A 16,375-nucleotide genomic window follows, 5' to 3' on the forward strand; every position below is an offset into this window, starting at 1 on the left:
AGCCTATGTGGTACAACGGTTTTCTTGACCTGTCAGCCTGGCAACTGGTGGCAGTCACTCTGTTGATGACCCACGTGACCATCGTTGGGGTCACCGTCTATCTGCACCGCTATTCAGCCCATCGTTCCCTGGAACTCAATGCCGGCCTGAAACACTTCTTCCGTTTCTGGCTGTGGCTGACCACGGCGCAGAACACCCGCGAGTGGACTGCCATCCACCGCAAACACCACGCCAAATGCGAAACCGTCGATGACCCGCACAGCCCGGTGATCAAAGGCCTGTCCACCGTGTTGCGCAAAGGTGCCGAACTGTACCGCGCCGAAGCGGAAAACCCCGAGACCTTGCGCATCTACGGCAAAAACTGCCCGGACGACTGGATCGAACGCAAGATCTACACGCCCTACCCGCTGCTGGGCGTGGCGATCATGGGCGTGATCGACCTGCTGCTGTTCGGCACCATCGGCATCACCATCTGGGCGATCCAGATGATGTGGATCCCGTTCTGGGCCGCCGGCGTGATCAACGGCCTGGGCCATGCCGTGGGCTATCGCAACTTCGAATGCCGTGACGCGGCGACCAACCTGGTGCCGTGGGGCATCATCGTCGGTGGCGAAGAGCTGCACAACAACCATCACACCTACCCCAACTCCGCCAAGCTGTCGGTGAAGAAGTGGGAGTTCGACCTGGGCTGGGCCTGGATCAAGGTGTTCAGTTGGCTGCGCCTGGCCAAGGTGCAGCGCGTGGCGCCGATTGCCCACCGCGTCGAGGGCAAGGGCCACCTGGACATGGACACCGCGATGGCGATCCTCAACAACCGCTTCCAGATCATGGCCCAGTACCGCAAGCTGGTGATCGGCCCGCTGGTCAAGCAAGAGCTGGAGAAGGTCGATCACTCGGTGCGCCACCAGTTCCATCGCGCCAAGCGCCTGCTGTCGCGGGAGACCAGCCTGCTGGATGAGCGTCATCACCTGCGCATCCAGGGCATGCTGGAACACAGCCAGGCACTGAAAGTGATCTACGAGAAGCGCCTGGCGCTGCAACAGATCTGGCTCAAGACCAGCACCAATGGCCACGACATGCTCGCCGCCATCAAGGAATGGGTGCATGAGGCCGAGGCCAGCGGCATCCAGTCCCTGCGCGACTTTGCCCACCAATTGAAGACCTATTCCCTGCGTCCTGCAGCGGTCTGAGCCTACGGTGGGAGGGCTTGCCCTCCCACCCACCGGCTTTTTGGCGCCATTTCTCGGACACCGTCAATCGCGCCCGATGACGGAACTTCACTGCAATTCGCCTCTCTCAATGAACACTTCGCCATCATGGTGGCCCCTTGTTGTGACCGCTGTTCCATCCTGCGGCGCGCCCAGAGAGAGTTGTGCCGATGGTTCACGAAAAGCCCTACCTGCCCGATCCTCCCAGCGCTGAGCACCCGCGCCCCGCAGCGGCGGCGACCCTGCTGGCGCTGATGCACGCCCAGGGCGAAGTCGAGCGGCTGAGCGAGCGCGAACAATTGCTCAGTTCACTATTGGTCAGCGTGAACGCCGTGCTGTGGGCCATCGATTGGCAAACGCGCCGCGTGCTGTACGTGAGCCCGGCCTACGAACGGGTATTTGGGCGTTCGGCCGGCTTGCTGTTGGCCGACCACCGGGAATGGCGCAACAGCATTCACCCCGAAGACCTCGACTACGCCGAACACAGCCTCGCCCGCGTGCTGGAACAGGGCGCCGTGGAAGACCGCGAGTACCGCATCATCACCGCTGACGGGCAGATCCGCTGGCTCAGCGACAAGTGCTACATCAACCAGCAAGTCGAACCTGGCGAGCCGGTGATCGTAGTCGGCATGGCCGAAGACATCACCGAGAAAAAGCAGCTGGAACTGGAACTGCATCGCCTCGCCACCACCGACGTGCTGACCCAGAGCAGCAACCGCCGGCACTTCTTCGAATGCGCCAACCAGGCATTCGACAGCGCCTGCGCCCAAGGCGCGCCCTTGGCGTTTCTGTTGCTGGACATCGATGACTTCAAGGACGTCAACGACTCCTACGGCCACCTGGAGGGCGACCAGGTGCTGCGGCGTATCGCCGAGAGCGGTCGCGGGGTATTGCGTCGTGGCGACCTGTTCGGGCGCATTGGCGGCGAAGAATTCGCCGCGGTCCTGCCCGGTTGTGCGCCGGACATGGCGTTGCAGGTGGCGGAGCGGTTGGGCAAGGAAATCCAGGCGCTGAGTTTCAGCTATGAAGGTTTGGCGTTTACGGTGACCGTCAGTCAGGGTTTGGCTAGCCTGAGCGAAGAGGACTCGACGTTGGACAGCCTGTTCGCCCGCGCGGATGCGGCGATGTATGAGGCCAAGCGGCTGGGCAAGAATCGCGTCGTCGCCAGCTAAATATCTGCCGCAACAAAGATCCAATGTGGGAGCGGGCTTGCTCGCGAATGCGGAGTGTCAGTCGCAGGATTGATTGACTGATACACCGCCTTCGCGAGCAAGCCCGCTCCCACACAAGCCCGCTCCCACATTTGGATCTCATTGTTCTCTAGGCCTTGCGCACGCGCATTAGCTCCGACAAGCCAACCTTGAGCAATCGCGCCGTCTTGCCCGCCGCCAGCACCTCCAACCCTTCATGCTCAGTCAACCGCGCCATCTGCGCCGCCAGGTTCACCACCAGCGCATCCCGCGCATACACCCCGCCCTCCAGCGAGTAGATCGCCGCGATCAACTGGCGCAGCTCATGGGGCAAGCGCCAACGCGCACGCAACGCTGAGCCATAGGCGGCACCGAAGGTGTAGAGCGCCTCGCCGATCGCCTCGTCATCCAACGCGCCGCCGCCCTGGCACCAGTCTTCCAGGCAGCGCAACAACGCCAGGTCACCGAGCCGATGCAGGATGCCGGCGCTGTAGCAGCGCTCGTGATCCAATTCCAGCATGCGCGCCAGGCGTCGCGCGTAGTCGGCGGTGTCCTGGGACAACTGCCAGTGACGCTCGGCATAGGCCACCAGAGCCGCATCCCCCAGCACCACGTTGTGCTTGAGGGACAGGCCGAGGATCAGGTTCATGCTTTGCCCGGCAGCCAGCTTGTGCAACGCCGCCGGCAGGGTTTGCACCGGCGTGCCGTGATGGCCGGCGCTGTTGGCGGCGGCAATCAGCACGGCGGTGATTTGCGGGTCCATGCGCACCTGGTCTTCCAGGCGCTTGAGGTCCAGGCCCTCGGGGCCAAGGCTTTTTTGGACGGCGTCTTTCACATCCACGCGCAACGGAGCGCCATCAGAGGCCTCGCGACGGCGCTCCAGGAACGCCGGCAAGGTGATGCCCGGCGCCAGCGGCGGAATTTCGCAGTACACCGTTTCGCCTTCATTGAGCAGCAGGTCTTGCAGGCGCTGGGTCAGGCTTTCCATGTTCAGGGGTTTGGTCAGGTAGGCCGTGGGCGCCAGGGGCAGGGCTTCACGCACACTGGCGCTGTCATTGCGGCTGCTCAGCAGAATGAAAGGCAGCGCGGGCGAGCGGCGCTGCTGGCGCACGCTGCGCAGCAGGCTCAGGCCATCGATGCCCGGCAACTCCCAATCGGCCAGGATCAGGTCGTAGGCTTTTTCCCGCAGCAAGGTAGCCGCTTGCTGACCGTCGGCACACACATCCAGCCGTGCGTCACAGCGCACGTTCAACAACACTTGCTTGAGCAGGTCCCGCGACCAAGGGTCCGCTTCTGCAATCAACACGCGGGGTACAGCGGGTAAATCAACAGCAGTCATCCAGCACGCTCCATCGGCAATGCTTGCACCTTAGTCAATGGAGGCGGGTACGTACAATGAACCTGGGCTGAATGTGCTGTATCGGGCACAAAAAAACCCGCCGAAGCGGGTTTTTTCTGTCGATCAGGTCAGCTTGCGCTTACAGCTCGGAGAAGCACTCTTCGATGATCGCCAGGCCTTTGTCCAACAGCTCGTCCGGCGCAGTCAGCGGGACCAGTACGCGCAACACGTTGCCGTAGGTGCCGCAGCTCAACAGGATCAGGCCCTTGTCACGCGCCTTGGCTACCACGGCAGCCACGGCCGCAGCGTTTGGCTTGTGGGTGTCGCCACCGTCGAACAGCTCGACGGCGATCATCGCGCCCAGGGCACGCACGTCACCGATCACCGGGTACTTGGCCTGGATGGCTTTCAGGCCAGTGACCAGACGCTCGCCGACGGACTTGCAACGGTCCAGCAGGTGCTCTTCTTCGAACACTTCCATCACCGCCAGCGCAGCCGCGCACGCGATCGGGCTACCGGCGTAGGTGCCGCCCAGGCCACCAGGGGCGATGGCGTCCATGTATTCAGCCTTGCCGCACACACCGGCCAGCGGGAAGCCACCGGCGATGGATTTGGCGAAGGTGGTCAGGTCGGCAGCAACGCCCATCTGTTCCATGGCGAAGAAAGTACCGGTACGGCCGGCACCAGTTTGCACTTCGTCGGCGATCAGCAGGATGCCGTGCTTGTCGCACAGTTCGCGCAGGCGCTTCATGAAGGATTTCGGCGCGACGTAGAAACCGCCTTCGCCCTGCACCGGCTCGATGATGATTGCAGCGATATCACGCGGCTCGGCATCGTTCTTGAAGATGCGTTCGATGCTGGCGATGGAGTCGTCGTCGCTCACACCGTGCAGCTCGTTCGGGTACAGCGCGCGGAACACGCCGCCTGGCATCAGGCCCATGCCGGCCGAGTACGGCACGACTTTACCGGTGAGACCCAGGGTCATCATGGTGCGGCCGTGGTAGGCGCCGGTGAAGGCGATCACGCCGGCGCGGCCAGTGGCGGCACGGGCAATCTTCACGGCGTTTTCCACCGCTTCGGAACCGGTGGTGACCAGCAGGGTTTTCTTGGCGAAATCGCCTGGCACCTTGGCGTTCACTTTCTCGCACACTTCGACGTAGGGCTCGTAGGCCAATACCTGGAAGCAGGTGTGAGTCAGCTTGTTCAGCTGCTCGGTCACGGCGGCGATGATTTTCGGATGCACGTGGCCGGTGTTCAGCACGGCGATACCGCCGGCGAAGTCGATGAACTCGCGACCTTCAACGTCGGTCACCGTGGCGTTCTTCGCGGATTCGGCGAAGATCGGGTGGATCTGGCCAACACCGCGCGGTACAGCGGCTTCGCGGCGTTTCATCAGGGATGCGTTGGTCTTGCTCATAAAGTCCTCATTCGCCACTCATCGGGTGGCGGGGTCCAAGGAATACGTGGCGGGGAGGCAACTGCGGCAGCATGCGATGATCGACTGCCACAGCGTTCCCGGCCACTACGAATAACGTCTTGAAACACGCAAAGGGTCAGCGCTCTCGTGCCCTCTGCGTTTATTGCAATCTCTTACAGGGCTTAGATGCCCAGGCAGAGGTATTTGATTTCCAGGTAATCCTCGATCCCGTACTTGGAGCCTTCACGGCCCAGGCCCGAGGCCTTGATGCCGCCGAACGGCGCCACTTCGTTGGAGATCAACCCGGTATTGACGCCGACCATGCCGTATTCCAGGGCTTCGGCCACACGGAACACACGGCCCAGGTCGCGGGCGTAGAAGTAGGAAGCCAGGCCGAACTCGGTGTCGTTGGACATCGCGATCACTTCGGCTTCGTCTTTGAAACGGAACAGCGGCGCCAGCGGGCCGAAGGTTTCTTCCTTCGCCACGGCGGCGTTTTTCGGCACGTTGGTGAGGATGGTCGGCTCGAAGAAGTTGCCTTCCATAACCTTGCCGCCCGCCAGCAACGTCGCGCCTTTGCTCAGGGCATCGGCGATATGTTCCTGCACCTTGGCCACGGCCTTTTCGTCGATCAAGGGACCTGTGGTGGTGCCGTCCTCCAGACCGTTGCCGATCTTCAACTTGGCCACGGCCACTTTCAATTTTTCCGCGAACGCGTCGTACACCGAATCCTGAATGTACAGGCGGTTGGCGCAGACGCAGGTCTGGCCGTTGTTGCGGTACTTGGAGATGATCGCGCCTTCGACGGCCTTATCCAGGTCGGCGTCGTCGAACACGATGAACGGCGCGTTGCCGCCCAGCTCCAGGGAAACTTTCTTGATGTCCTTGGCGCATTCGGCCATCAGCTGGCGACCGATTTCTGTCGAGCCGGTGAAGGACAATTTACGCACGATCGGGTTGCCGGTCAGCTCGCCGCCGATGTCGCCGGCGCTGCCGGTGACCACACTCAGCACGCCTTTCGGGATACCGGCACGGTGCGCCAGCTCAACCAGGGCCAGGGCCGAGAACGGGGTTTGCGAAGCGGGCTTGATGACCATGGTGCAACCGGCGGCCAGGGCCGGGCCGGCTTTACGGGTGATCATCGCGGCCGGGAAGTTCCACGGGGTGATGGCAGCGGTCACGCCGATCGGCTGCTTGATCACGATCAGGCGCTTGTCGGGCTGGTGGCCGGGGATCACGTCACCGTAGATGCGCTTGGCTTCTTCGGCGAACCACTCGATAAAGGATGCGGCGTAGACGATTTCGCCCTTGGCTTCGGCCAGCGGCTTGCCTTGTTCGAGGGTCATCAGGCGCGCGAGGTCGTCCTGGTTTTCGATCAGCAGCTCGAACCAACGGCGCAGCTTATTCGCGCGCTCCTTGGCGGTCAGCGCACGCCAGACCGGCAAGGCGTTGTCGGCGGCTTCGATGGCGCGGCGGGTTTCCGCGGCGCCCATCTTTGGCACGGTACCGAGAATCTCGCCCGTGGCAGGGTTGTTGACCTTGATGGTCTGACCGTTGTCCGCATCGACCCAAGCACCATCGATAAAGGCTTGCTGGCGGAACAACTGGGCATCTTTAAGCTGCATGTCGGCTTTCCTTAACAGCACCGCGCGCACGCGGAGCGAATTAGAGTTGTTGAAAGGCGCCTTGTGGGCTGCCGTCAGGGAAATCAGCCCCAGCGCACGAAACAAGTGAAGCGCACGCGGGAGACAGAGCGTTTGAAATCTCAAACGAATCCTAGGATCAATGGGGGTACAGGGCAATAGTCTGTTCGAAAAAAAGAACGAAAACGGCGCATTTGCCGAATCTTTCGGATCAGCGTGATTGGCCCCGGTTCCCACGCCTTGAGCGGCGGCGCCCGACTTAGGCCGCCAGCGCGCCGATTTCCTACGGTTCAGCGGCCAAAAACCAGCATGGACGCCCAAGGGCGACATGGGTATGATGTCGCCCGCACAAGCATCCGTAGCTCAGCTGGATAGAGTACTGCCCTCCGAAGGCAGGGGTCGTGGGTTCGAATCCCGCCGGGTGCACCAGATCCAGATGAAAAAGCCCCAGGTCGAAAGACCTGGGGCTTTTTTGTGAACGTTGAATCAACGTTGTTTCAACGCCTCCAACCGCGCTGGCAAATCCTCCTCGGGAAAGCGCTCATGCAGTGCCAGCAGCTGTTCATCCGCCGCTTTACTCTCCCCCGCCGCCCGCAATCTCACAATCTCCCGCAACCCCTCCTCCAACGAAGGCAACGCCACCGGCGCACGTTTGCTGAGTTTGGCGGTGGACTCATCTGCCATCGAGCCCATCACTTGCGCACTCTCGGCCCTGGGTGCAGCGGCCATTCGCGCCACTGGCGCTGGGGCAGACATCATTGGCGGCGGCGGACTGGCAGTCTCTTCATGCAGTGCCGAGAAAGTCGCAGTGGAAATTTCCGGAGCCGGCACAGGCGAGCGCGTGACCACGCCAACCATCAGCGCCAAACCGGCGACGGTGGCAAATGCCATTTGCCAGCGCGGCCGTTGGCAGGCTTGCACCCAACGTTGCCACAGGCTTGGTTGCGGTGCCGGGGCTTCGCGGCGGGCGGTGGCGAGGATGAAGGCGTCAAGGGACGCGGGTGGCTCGCCCGTGCTGTGTTGACGGTAGTGCTGGAGCAGCACGTCGTCGGAATCTGAACTATGTCGGGAGTCTGTCATGCGGGTATCTCCTCGGCCAGCAGGCGGCGCAGTTTCTGCTGGGCGTAGCGCAGGCGGCTTTTTACGGTTTCCAGCGGAGCCTGGGTGAGCGCGGCGATTTGCGGCACTTCGAGGTCGCCGTGCAGGCGCAGCAGGAAGACTTCGCGCTGGTCTTCGGGCAGGTCTTGCAGCGCAGCGTCGAGCCGCGCCTGGTCGCGGCTCAGGCTCAGTTGCTGCTCGGGGCCGGCGGCGTCGTCGGCCTGGGCATGCAGCTGCTCGTCGTAGCTGTCGTGCAGTGGGTTGTGGATGCCATGCTTGCGCCAGTGGTCGATCAGGCGGTTGCGGGCAATCTGAAACAACCACGTACGAAAACTCGCCCGACCCTGTGGCTGGGTGGTGCTACGGATCAGGCTGAGCCAGGTCTCCTGGTAGATTTCCTCAGCCAGTTCGGCTTTGTTGCTCAGGGACACCAGGAAGCGGTAGAGGCCTTGGCGGTGCCGCGCGTACAAGGCTTCGAACGCGGCACCGTCACCGGTTCGGTAGCGGGCCAGCAGCGATTCGTCGCTGGGCAGTTCATCTGGAACGGCCATGTCGATGGCGAACTCCTTTCGATGGATCAATGCAGGCTCCCTGTGGGAGCCGGGCTTGTCGGGTCCCACAGTGGATCGTTGTTGTATTCGCAATCAGTGTTTGAGGCTCTGCGCCAATTCCACCAATTGCACAAACTCATTTCGCAGCCCGAACGGGTCATCGCCGCGGGCCGAACGGGCCAGTGCAGCGGTGTCCTGCAAGCTCATGCTGCCAGTGTAGCGGCCATCGCCCTTGAGCTGTTGGGCGAAGGCTGCCACGGCCGCCGAGAAACGCAGGTCGTCGCTGGCTTGGGTGGGTTCGTTGTGGATAGGCCGCTCGATCAACTGGCTAGCGCCGCCCGCAGCAGGCTTGTAGCGCACACGCAACATTGCCAGTTCATCGGTGTTGTGTTGCGCCTTGGGCGCAGCGGTATAGCGCAACGGCTCCAGCCAGCCTTTCGCGCCCGTTGGCACGATTTCATACAATGCCGTGACCGTATGCCCCGCACCAATCTCACCCGCGTCAACCTTATCGTTGCTGAAATCCTCACGTTTCAAGGCGCGATTTTCATAGCCGAGCAGGCGATATTCGCTGACGCGTGCCGGGTTGAATTCCACCTGCAATTTCACATCCCGTGCCACCACCGCCAAGGTCGAGCTGAGTTGATCCACCAGCACTTTGCGTGCTTCGCGCAGGTTATCGATGTAGGCGTAGTTGCCGTCACCGGCATCGGCCAGTTGCTCCATCAGGTGTTCGTTGTAGTTATCCACACCGAACCCCAAGGTCGTCAGGGATACGCCGCTTTTGCGCTGCTGGGCAGCCATCTGCTTGAGGCTGTCAAAATCGCTGATGCCCACATTGAAGTCACCGTCGGTGGCCAGCAGGATGCGGTTGATGCCCTTGTCGATAAACCCTTCGCGAGCCATCTGGTAGGCCAGTTCGATACCCGATGCGCCAGCGGTCGAGCCGCCAGCCGTCAGTTGATCGATGGCGTTACGGATCTTGGCCTTTTCGCGACCGGAGGTGGGCTGCAGCACCACGCGCGACTCGCCGGCATAGACCACCAGTGACACACGGTCCTGCTCACGCAACTGATCCACCAGCAATTTCAGGGTGCTTTTCACCAGCGGCAAACCTTCGCGACGGTCCATGGAACCAGACACATCCACCAGAAACACCAGGTTGGCCGGCGCCAGGTCCGCCACGGCACGGTCGGATGCGCGGATGCCGATGCGCAACAGCTGGGTGTGTGGGTTCCACGGCGTGGCCGCGACTTCGGTGCTCACGCCAAACGGCGAGCCATCGCTGGGCAGTGCATAGCGGTAGGGGAAGTAGTTGACCATTTCCTCCAGTCGCACAGCCCCTTCGGGTGGCAGGCTACCTTGGTTGAGGAAGCGTCGTACGTTAGCGAAGCTGCCGGTGTCCACGTCAACACTGAAGGTCGAGACGGGCATTTCGGCGACACGCTGCACCGGGTTGTCCGGCAGGCGTTCGTATTGCTCTCCAGGCTCGCTGCGATATTGATTCACGCGCTCATCACTCATCATCAACGGCGCCGCCATTGGTGCTGAAACCACACGTTTGACCAGAGCCCCTTCGAGGCGTGCCGGCGCGATGCTGGGCGTGACCGTCGTGGCCTCGCGGGGCATGGCAGTGTCTGGGGACGTGGCCACGCCACAACCGGCCATTGCCATGCAGGTGGTGATGGCAACGCCTTGTGCGACAGGGCGCAGGAGCGGCAAGAAAAGACGAGACATGGCGGCTGAACCTCGGGCGTGAATGAAGCGTTCACTCCTTCAGACGCGACAGGATCGGTGCTCGGGTTAAACACCGAGTTTTTTTCTTAAACCGCTACGGCAGATGACGCGGTCTTGTAATGCCGTGTGTGGTTCTTTTTTTGTCCATCGGCTGGTTTTTCGAGAAACAACGAGACAAACAAAGTTGGAACTCGCCCTACGCCAGCCCACGCACAAAAAAAACCATACCCCTGATAGCTGCAACAGCATGCGACAGCGCTTCTTAAACCACCATCAGGTAACAGTTGGGCGATTGGAAACCGGTTTGCGCAATGCGAACTTGTTGCGCCGCAAAAGGATTTTGCCTACAGACTTTACTAAGGAAAAATAAGCAGCGTTTACCGGAATAACAATGAAAATACATTCTCGCGTGCCTACCTTTTTCGCGCCCTACAGCGCCCCTCAGCGCCCACAACGTTTTTTGCGCCCGTTCAATATTCCAATGATCTTCCGCCCCTTCATCCAACCATTTGTCACTCACCCGTGGCTGCGACCTTTCACGCGCCCAACCCTTCGCCCGAATCCCCGGCCCGACCAGACGCCGTCCCGTCCCGAGCGCCGCACACTTCCTCCGAGCCCCGACAGACCCAGCCCCCACACCTGGGATGGCAAGGACATGACCCAACGTCCGGACGATCCTTACATCGCCAAAGTGAATAAGCGCTCCTACGACAAACAACAGATTATCGAGCAGCTCACGCGCGGCGTGGCCACTTGGCGCGACACCAACCAGAACAACCAGACTGAGATAGGTTTTTCATTTAACAATCGCGGATTTAACGAAGCGCAGAAACAGGAAGCACGACGTTCTTTAATTTCCTATAGTGATATCGCCAACCTGAAATTCACCGAAAACGGCAATACCGCCGAAGGTCGCGTGACCTTTGGTATTTCAAATAGCGTGCGTACCGCCCAGGGTACTTACCCAACGCCCGGGCGCGGAGGTGGCGGCGCAACCCTCTACAGCCCACGCATGGCAACGCGCGTGGTGATGACTCATGAGATCGGGCATGCCCTTGGCTTGAAGCACCCTGGCAACTACGACGGCAGCGCCTCGGAAAGCCAACGCGCTTATGCACAAGACTCCACCGCCCACACCGTCATGAGTTACTTCGGCGATAAAAGCAGTGGCAAACAGCTGGGCGCCAAACCCCTTGCGCCGATGATGGATGACATTGCCGCGATCCAGAAAAAATACGGCGTCAATCATCAGACACGCAAAGAGGACAATACCTACGGTTTCAACTCCAATACCCAGCGCGATTACTACAGCCTAAATTCTGCGCGAGACCGCCTTATCGCCTGCATCTGGGACGGCGGCGGCAATGACACCGTGGACGTTTCCGGCTATCGCGCCAACCAGCTTATCAACCTCAAGGCCGGTGCGTTTTCAGATGTTGGCGGGCTCAAGGGCAACCTATCCATCGCGAGGGGCTGCACCATCGAAAACGCCATCGGCGGCTCAGGCCACGACGCGTTGATCGGCAATGACGCCGACAACCGGCTCACGGGCGGCGCGGGCGCGGACCAGAAGCGCGGCGGCGGCGGCGCGGATACGTTCGTCTACAACAACGCCCTTGACTCCACCCCCGAGCAACCCGACACGCTTCTGGACTTCACCGGCGGCACCGACAAGATCGATGTGTCAGGCGCCATGCAAAAAGCCCGCGCGTCGTCACTGAGCTTTGTCCAAGCCTTCAACGGCAAGGCGGGCGAGACGCTGCTGACGTATGACGAAACCACCGGCAAAGGCAGTGTCTCCATCGACCTGGACGGCAACGGCCGCGCCGACCTGCTGATCAAGACGCACGGGCGGGTCAAACCCGACGATATCGTTCAAACCGTTGCAAACAGTCGTTATCGCCTGAGCCGTCGCCGCGGCTGAAAACAACGCAAAGCGCCACCCACAACGACAAAGGCCCTCCCCGGTCAGTACCGGGAAGGGCCTTGTCCTGCGGCGCCTAGAACTTAGTCAGTACCGTACTTCGGGTTACGCGGACCGTACAGGATCCCCGTGCGTTGCCCCGGCGACAGCAGGCGCGCACTGGTGATACCGGCAATCGGATGCGCCGCGTCGGTAGAACTGTTGATCACCTGCTTGACCGCCGCCGTGATCAGCATACCCACCAGGCCGCCGCCGTTGTTGTTGCCTTCCTCGCTGGAGGCCCGCGCCGAACCGGTCCACAGGGTGGTACCGGTGCGCAGGTCGACCAGTTTGGCCGAGGCCGTCACCGCCGTATCGCTGGAGATCAGCATGTACTTGGTGCCGTACTCGGTGACGGTGATGTACAGCGCCGCATCCGCGCCGAAGATGTCATGCAGTTTGGTCGCTGGCACCGCCTGGATATCGTTGGCGGTGGTCAGGCCGTTCTGGCGGAAGGTTTCGTCCACCAGGGCAATCGGCAACACGTAGTAGCCGGCTTCGGCCAACGGGTAGGTGACTTGCGACACCAGGCTGTAGGACGCCTGCACTTCCGGCGACTCATTGAGCGGCGGCAGGACCAGGATCGACTTGGGCCGTGCCTGTTTGTACGCCGTGTAATCCACGGTCTTGGGCGCGGCGCAACCGCCGAGCAAGGCCAGGGCCAGCAAGGCGCCGGTGAGTTTCAAAAGGCTCATTTAGCGGCGACTCCGGTCTTGGCGTTTTTCAGCAAAAAGTCCATGTAGGAAGCGGACTCGGGGAACAGCGCCTTCTCGGTGCGAAACTCCTGCACCATCTGGTCGTCCTTGCCCATGCTCAGGTACAGCATGCCCAGGTGCGCGTGGTAACCCGGCGGGGCTTTACGGCCACTGGCGTTGATCTTTTGCAGATCCCGTTCCAGCGCCTCGACCTGCGCTTCCTTGGGCTCGCCCTTGAAGTACTCGTAAACCTGCGGCTGGTAGCTTTCCCACTGATACAGGGGCTGGGGCGCCGTGTGGCACCCGGCGACTACTGCGCTTGCTGTCAGCATCAGCGCCAACTTCACTGCCTTGCTCATCCGTGTACTGCTCCTTGAGGTGTTGCTGATCAGTTGCGCGGGTTCCAGGCACCGGCGTTGATGCCGTCTACCAAGCGGTTGATGGCTTCGCGCATGGCCAGGTCCAAGACCTTGCCATTGAGGGTGGAGTCGTAGCTGGCGGTGCCGCCGAAGCCGACCACTTCACGGTTGGACAGCGCGTATTCACCGGCGCCCTGGGTGGAATACACCACTTCGGAAGTGCTGATGTTGACGATGTTCAACGCGACTTTGGCGTAGGCCACTTGGGTCTTGCCGCGACCGAGGATGCCGAATAGCTGGCGGTCGCCGGTTTCTTTGCGGCCGAACTCGGTGACATCACCGGTGACCACGTAATCAGCGCCCTTGAGCTTCTGCACGGTGCCTTTGATCGCCGCTTCCTGGGAGATTTCGCCCATGTTGTCGCGGTCCAGCACGCTGAAGCGATTGGTCTGCTGCAAGTGGGTGATCAGGATGGTCTTGGCCTGGCCGCCGAGGCGGTCAACGCCATCGGAGAAGATGCCGCGCATGTAGCTGGAGCGGTTGTCGAACTTGCCCACGGCAATCGGTACACGCACGCCGTTGTAGACCACACCGGCGCTGGCGACTTTTTCCACCGGCAGAGCGCGATTGCTCTCGGTGGCGCAACCGGCCACGCCGAGCAGCGCTGCGGCGGTGAGGCCCGACAGCAGGATTTTGGACAGTGCTTTCACAGAGTGCTCCTAGAGTGAGAAATCAGCAGGTGCAGCAGGTAAAACTAGCGAGTGGGAATGTTGCGGATGTCGTTGACGATGTCGCGGCTATAAACACTGAAGTAGAAGCCTTCGACACTGGCGTTGCTTTTATTGGTCACCAGGGCGCCCATGGTCTTGTACTGCTCGAAGTTGCCGATCACGCCGCCGGGCACCTGGTCATACAGGGCCTTGGAAAAGTGCAGCACCTCGGTGCCGTTCTTCTTGACCGCGACCTTGTAGCTGAAATCGACACTGACCAGCAGCTTGTTGTCGTCGACGATCAGGGTGGCGAGCCCGCCTTTCGAGTCCTGGATATGGCGCGTGTACACAATGTTCATATCCAGCAGATAGTCGGCCTTGTCCTTGCTGGTGGCGTAGCGACCGGCCTTGAGCAAGCGGTTGACCATATCGACACCCAACGCTGCACGAACCTTGTCGTCGGGCAGGAAACGCTCGTTTTTGCCCACCACCTCAACATCAAGCGTGTCGAGCCAGAAGGTTGCAGTCTTGGGAATGGAGACCGGCGCCGGGGAAACGTAGTACTCCGGCTTGGAGGCGCAGCCTGCCATAAGGCAGACGGCGAAAAAGAGGAACAGCGTGCGCATGTATGAATTCATCCCTGAACAGTATCAAGCTTTAAACAATCGCGGCATTTTACGGAGTTAGGAGGGGTTCTCAAGTGTATTTGGTCAGTTGCGTGCGCTGTCACTCGGCATTGTCGTTGCCTGGGCCATCGCTCAACCACCGCAATTATTGAGGCCGGCACACGTTGTACGCCTGGTTCTCGGCGACTTCCTCCATGTGATGCCCAATCACCGTATTAAGCACCAACTGCCGCTCCGACTTCCCGGTCGCACGGTAAGCCGCCCCCTGGGCATCGGTCTGAATCCTGAAACCGCCGCTCGCCAGTTGCTTGACCAATTGCACCCGCCGGATCCTATCGCCATTGCCACGATGGTCGCTCGGCGACAGGAACACGTAGCGCTCCTGCTGCAACAGCCAGACCGGCCGATCACTGCTCTCGCTGTCAAACACGTAGGCACAATCCACCGCCGCCGCCGGGAAGCTGGCCTTGCGCACATAGCGCCCGCCCTCATACCCCACCAGCGTGACCAGCCCGGGTTGCACAACGGCCACCGCGTCCTCGGTCTGCACGCCGTCTTGAATGCCGTAGTTCGAATAGGCCCAACGCAACGGAATGAACTGCGCCGGGGTTGCCGCCAGGGCGAGATCGTTGTTGATCCGCGCCTGATCCTCGGCGCCGCGATAGGGCACGCCCTGGCAGCCGGCAAGCGCGGCGAGGCAGAGCAACATCAAGCTTCTGGTGAATGTCCTGTTCATGGGAACGTCGTCCCGATGCGTGACCGTTCTTCGGAGAACCAGATCCCGGTGATCTTGCCGACCACATCCTCAACGGCGACCTGGCCCATGAAGCGGCTGTCGTTGCTGTTGTTGCGGTTGTCACCCAGCAGGTAGACGTGACCCGGCTCGACTTTAAGCGGCGCCAGCTCCATTGACGCTGCGCCGTTCACGCGGTCAGCCGGTGCGTGGAACAGGCCGAGGTTTTCACCGTTGTGGATCAGCTCGCCATTGACGATGGCCAAGGTGTCGCCGCCCACGCCGGCCACGCGCTTGATCGCCTCGGTGCCGTTCCAGCGATACACCACGATGTCGCCGACCTTCGGCGCACCGGCCTTGAGATCGGAAACGATGTAGTCGCCGATCGACAGCGTCGGCGCCATCGAGCCCGACGGAATGTAGTAGTTCTTGAAGCCCATCAACGGCCCCCGCAGCACTTCCATCAGCACGAACGTGATCACCATCAACACGCCCACATACAGCGCGTGGAAGCGTTTGCGCGGCACGTCTGGGGGGCCGTCGTAACGACGTGCCAACACCGCCGACACAATCGCGGAACTGAGCTTGACCGCAATCGCGAAGGCGGCAAACACGTACAGCCCGATGGGCGACGCGATCAGGCCACAGACGCCGAGCAACACTACACCGCCGTACAAAATCGCGGCGACCCAGATCGCCCATTTGATCCGGCCCACGTAGACCAGGCCCCAGCCCGCCACGAGGCAGGACATCAGGAAGGCTTGCAGGGAGAGTTTTGCGGGTTTCATTGAGGGTCCTTAAGGAAAATTGGTGTCCACAAAGTGTTGCGCGAAATCTTCAGCGTTGATCGGGATACCGGCGCTGGCAAACTTCTCGGCGTTGGTGCGCCATATCTCTTTGATCTTGTCGGCGACCGTCGCGGGGAAATCCATTTGTGCTTCGATCACCGCCTGCCAACTGCCTGACGTGCCATACACCTCGTGCAGCTTGGGTTCCATGGCGCGCAAGGTCGCCTGCTGCTCATCGCTCAGCTCACCAATGGCTGCCAATACGTAGCATTCCAACAGCCGCAGAAACGGTTTTCCTGCATATCGACTCATAATCCC

The 16,375-nt window shown here is 61.2% G+C and carries 16 protein-coding genes and 1 tRNA gene; 4 read left to right on the top strand and 13 right to left on the bottom strand.

Annotated features, from left to right (window positions below; all coding sequences use genetic code 11):
* The first annotated feature begins 5 nt into the window (after positions 1–5).
* Both desA and DBR46_RS11355 read left to right on the top strand, forming a co-directional pair.
* Positions 6–1,190, top strand: coding sequence for a delta-9 fatty acid desaturase DesA (gene desA, locus DBR46_RS11350; RefSeq protein ID WP_017735284.1), 1,185 nt, complete (start codon positions 6–8; stop codon positions 1,188–1,190).
* Between the two features lie 188 nt (positions 1,191–1,378).
* Positions 1,379–2,380, top strand: a complete 1,002-nt coding sequence (locus DBR46_RS11355; protein ID WP_124526253.1) for a sensor domain-containing diguanylate cyclase — start codon at positions 1,379–1,381, stop codon at positions 2,378–2,380.
* A 148-nt stretch (positions 2,381–2,528) separates the two neighbouring features.
* Here the strand turns inward: DBR46_RS11355 and DBR46_RS11365 are convergent, their stop codons facing one another.
* The 3 genes from DBR46_RS11365 to gabD form a co-directional block, all read right to left on the bottom strand.
* Entirely contained in the window at positions 2,529–3,737 is a 1,209-nt protein-coding gene (locus tag DBR46_RS11365) for an HDOD domain-containing protein (protein WP_124526255.1), read from the bottom strand.
* 139 nt (positions 3,738–3,876) lie between these two features.
* Positions 3,877–5,154 carry a 4-aminobutyrate--2-oxoglutarate transaminase gene (gabT, locus tag DBR46_RS11370; protein WP_017734501.1) on the bottom strand — a complete coding sequence of 426 codons (1,278 nt, stop codon included), beginning with the start codon at positions 5,152–5,154 and terminating at the stop codon, positions 3,877–3,879.
* A 182-nt stretch (positions 5,155–5,336) separates the two neighbouring features.
* Entirely contained in the window at positions 5,337–6,779 is a 1,443-nt protein-coding gene (gabD, locus tag DBR46_RS11375) for an NADP-dependent succinate-semialdehyde dehydrogenase (RefSeq protein ID WP_124526256.1), read from the bottom strand.
* Positions 6,780–7,149: 370 nt separating this feature from the next.
* On the opposite strand from gabD, the gene DBR46_RS11380 reads away from it, so the two are divergent.
* Positions 7,150–7,226: transfer RNA gene (locus tag DBR46_RS11380), tRNA-Arg, on the top strand.
* Positions 7,227–7,283: 57 nt separating this feature from the next.
* On the opposite strand, the gene DBR46_RS11385 is transcribed toward DBR46_RS11380, so the two are convergent.
* The 3 genes from DBR46_RS11385 to DBR46_RS11395 form a co-directional block, all read right to left on the bottom strand.
* Positions 7,284–7,877 (bottom strand): hypothetical protein, encoded by a 594-nt coding sequence (locus tag DBR46_RS11385; protein WP_124526257.1) that lies wholly within the window; start codon positions 7,875–7,877, stop codon positions 7,284–7,286.
* Entirely contained in the window at positions 7,874–8,446 is a 573-nt protein-coding gene (locus DBR46_RS11390; protein WP_124526312.1) for an RNA polymerase sigma factor, read from the bottom strand. Before DBR46_RS11390 ends, DBR46_RS11385 begins: the two co-directional genes overlap by 4 nt.
* Before the next feature lie 93 nt (positions 8,447–8,539).
* A complete protein-coding gene (locus tag DBR46_RS11395; RefSeq protein ID WP_124526258.1) occupies positions 8,540–10,183 on the bottom strand; it encodes a VWA domain-containing protein in 1,644 nt (547 codons plus the stop codon).
* A gap of 655 nt (positions 10,184–10,838) precedes the next feature.
* On the opposite strand from DBR46_RS11395, the gene DBR46_RS11400 reads away from it, so the two are divergent.
* Entirely contained in the window at positions 10,839–12,107 is a 1,269-nt protein-coding gene (locus DBR46_RS11400; protein ID WP_124526259.1) for a M10 family metallopeptidase C-terminal domain-containing protein, read from the top strand.
* 83 nt (positions 12,108–12,190) lie between these two features.
* Here DBR46_RS11400 and DBR46_RS11405 read toward each other — a convergent pair whose 3' ends face one another.
* The 7 genes from DBR46_RS11405 to DBR46_RS11435 form a co-directional block, all read right to left on the bottom strand.
* Positions 12,191–12,841 (bottom strand): DUF799 domain-containing protein, encoded by a 651-nt coding sequence (locus DBR46_RS11405; RefSeq protein ID WP_124526260.1) that lies wholly within the window; start codon positions 12,839–12,841, stop codon positions 12,191–12,193.
* Complete coding sequence (locus DBR46_RS11410) at positions 12,838–13,200, bottom strand: DUF4810 domain-containing protein (protein WP_124526261.1); 363 nt, start codon at positions 13,198–13,200, stop codon at positions 12,838–12,840. Before DBR46_RS11410 ends, DBR46_RS11405 begins: the two co-directional genes overlap by 4 nt.
* 29 nt (positions 13,201–13,229) lie before the next feature.
* Positions 13,230–13,910 (bottom strand): CsgG/HfaB family protein, encoded by a 681-nt coding sequence (locus DBR46_RS11415; protein WP_017739196.1) that lies wholly within the window; start codon positions 13,908–13,910, stop codon positions 13,230–13,232.
* Positions 13,911–13,954: 44 nt separating this feature from the next.
* Positions 13,955–14,536, bottom strand: coding sequence for a hypothetical protein (locus tag DBR46_RS11420; RefSeq protein WP_124526262.1), 582 nt, complete (start codon positions 14,534–14,536; stop codon positions 13,955–13,957).
* Positions 14,537–14,681: 145 nt separating this feature from the next.
* Entirely contained in the window at positions 14,682–15,245 is a 564-nt protein-coding gene (locus DBR46_RS11425; RefSeq protein ID WP_124526263.1) for a hypothetical protein, read from the bottom strand.
* Positions 15,246–15,268: 23 nt separating this feature from the next.
* Positions 15,269–16,057, bottom strand: coding sequence for a signal peptidase I (gene lepB / locus DBR46_RS11430; protein WP_124526264.1), 789 nt, complete (start codon positions 16,055–16,057; stop codon positions 15,269–15,271).
* A 9-nt stretch (positions 16,058–16,066) separates the two neighbouring features.
* Complete coding sequence (locus tag DBR46_RS11435) at positions 16,067–16,369, bottom strand: hypothetical protein (RefSeq protein ID WP_124526265.1); 303 nt, start codon at positions 16,367–16,369, stop codon at positions 16,067–16,069.
* Positions 16,370–16,375 lie beyond the last annotated feature (6 nt).

Origin of the sequence: Pseudomonas sp. KBW05 (assembly GCF_003852405.1) — a bacterium.
Lineage (GTDB): Bacteria > Pseudomonadota > Gammaproteobacteria > Pseudomonadales > Pseudomonadaceae > Aquipseudomonas.

Coding starts and splice junctions, on each gene's coding strand:
- DBR46_RS11400 (WP_124526259.1), top strand. CDS start 10,839: ATGACCCAACGTCCGGACGATCCTTACATCGCCAAAGTGAATAAGCGC.
- DBR46_RS11420 (WP_124526262.1), bottom strand. CDS start 14,536: ATGCGCACGCTGTTCCTCTTTTTCGCCGTCTGCCTTATGGCAGGCTGC.
- DBR46_RS11410 (WP_124526261.1), bottom strand. CDS start 13,200: ATGAGCAAGGCAGTGAAGTTGGCGCTGATGCTGACAGCAAGCGCAGTA.
- DBR46_RS11395 (WP_124526258.1), bottom strand. CDS start 10,183: ATGTCTCGTCTTTTCTTGCCGCTCCTGCGCCCTGTCGCACAAGGCGTT.
- DBR46_RS11365 (WP_124526255.1), bottom strand. CDS start 3,737: ATGACTGCTGTTGATTTACCCGCTGTACCCCGCGTGTTGATTGCAGAA.
- DBR46_RS11390 (WP_124526312.1), bottom strand. CDS start 8,446: ATGGCCGTTCCAGATGAACTGCCCAGCGACGAATCGCTGCTGGCCCGC.
- gabT (WP_017734501.1), bottom strand. CDS start 5,154: ATGAGCAAGACCAACGCATCCCTGATGAAACGCCGCGAAGCCGCTGTA.
- lepB (WP_124526264.1), bottom strand. CDS start 16,057: ATGAAACCCGCAAAACTCTCCCTGCAAGCCTTCCTGATGTCCTGCCTC.
- DBR46_RS11435 (WP_124526265.1), bottom strand. CDS start 16,369: ATGAGTCGATATGCAGGAAAACCGTTTCTGCGGCTGTTGGAATGCTAC.
- DBR46_RS11405 (WP_124526260.1), bottom strand. CDS start 12,841: ATGAGCCTTTTGAAACTCACCGGCGCCTTGCTGGCCCTGGCCTTGCTC.
- desA (WP_017735284.1), top strand. CDS start 6: ATGTGGTACAACGGTTTTCTTGACCTGTCAGCCTGGCAACTGGTGGCA.
- DBR46_RS11425 (WP_124526263.1), bottom strand. CDS start 15,245: ATGTTGCTCTGCCTCGCCGCGCTTGCCGGCTGCCAGGGCGTGCCCTAT.
- DBR46_RS11355 (WP_124526253.1), top strand. CDS start 1,379: ATGGTTCACGAAAAGCCCTACCTGCCCGATCCTCCCAGCGCTGAGCAC.
- DBR46_RS11385 (WP_124526257.1), bottom strand. CDS start 7,877: ATGACAGACTCCCGACATAGTTCAGATTCCGACGACGTGCTGCTCCAG.
- gabD (WP_124526256.1), bottom strand. CDS start 6,779: ATGCAGCTTAAAGATGCCCAGTTGTTCCGCCAGCAAGCCTTTATCGAT.